The organism is Xenorhabdus hominickii, assembly GCF_002632725.1.
Taxonomy (GTDB): Bacteria; Pseudomonadota; Gammaproteobacteria; order Enterobacterales; family Enterobacteriaceae; genus Xenorhabdus; species Xenorhabdus hominickii.
On the sequence record NZ_NJAI01000067.1, the window covers coordinates 1 to 893 of the forward strand.

Sequence of the window (893 nt, forward strand, 5' to 3'; positions counted from 1 at the left end):
TTGGTCAGCCTGGCGACGACGGCATCAATACCGGGCGCAACAATGTCACTGTCGCCGCCGGGAAAATCATCGGCTTACAGAGCAATTACGGCTGTAGTACTAGAATGGATGATGAATCATCACCAGTAACCGAATCTACTATAACCATGACTTCGTCTATTATTTGCTTTCTGATTAGCCCTTTTGTTGTGCAGTACTCAGCATCAGGTAATTTAAATAAACGTCCGTCATCAGCTCGTACTTCTCGTGCATAACCATTTATAGCCATCTTTCTATGAAGCTCTTCATAATCTTTTGCGGTGGCATCTTTCATTTCTATACGAACGGTAAAATTTGTCATTTTTGCCATTCTTTTCATTCCTTATTTTGACTATGGAACGACCAACCTATCACTTTCTCTTAATTGCGGTAAGTGAGGAACCACCTCGCCTGATGTGGTGAAAAGCAGGCAATTAATCCCCAGTTAAGGCTGTAGTGAGCTGGTGGGATTACTGATATATTCCGAGGGGATATACAATAGATTCATGAGGGAATATGTCAGTTTCAACCTACGATATAATAGAGTTTTTGTTGTTTAAGATTGCACTATTTGGTCATTCATATTGGTTTATTTGCATTCCTGCCGGATTGCTTTTTTCTTATGCGATATTTAAGGCGAAAAAAGCAGTCTTAAAGATTCTATGCGCAATGTTGGCTCTCCTATTTTTAGTGGCTCCAGCAATAGGCCGAATAATTTAATTACGAACAGCATTTATAAACACCAACCTCGCCAATGCGAGGTTTTTTTGTACCAGAAAAAGGTGAGAAATGAATCTTCATGGTATCGCATCCGCAGCCATTGGCGCGGTAAATCCCTTTATCCCCGCTCAGATTTATCGATCAATAGGTTCAGT

At 40.8% G+C, this 893-nt stretch carries 1 protein-coding gene; it reads right to left on the reverse strand.

Annotated features, from left to right (window positions below; all coding sequences use genetic code 11):
• Positions 1 to 85: 85 nt before the first annotated feature.
• Positions 86 to 349, reverse strand: a complete 264-nt coding sequence (locus Xhom_RS25080; RefSeq protein WP_084022955.1) for a hypothetical protein — start codon at positions 347 to 349, stop codon at positions 86 to 88.
• Between the last annotated feature and the right edge of the window lie 544 nt (positions 350 to 893).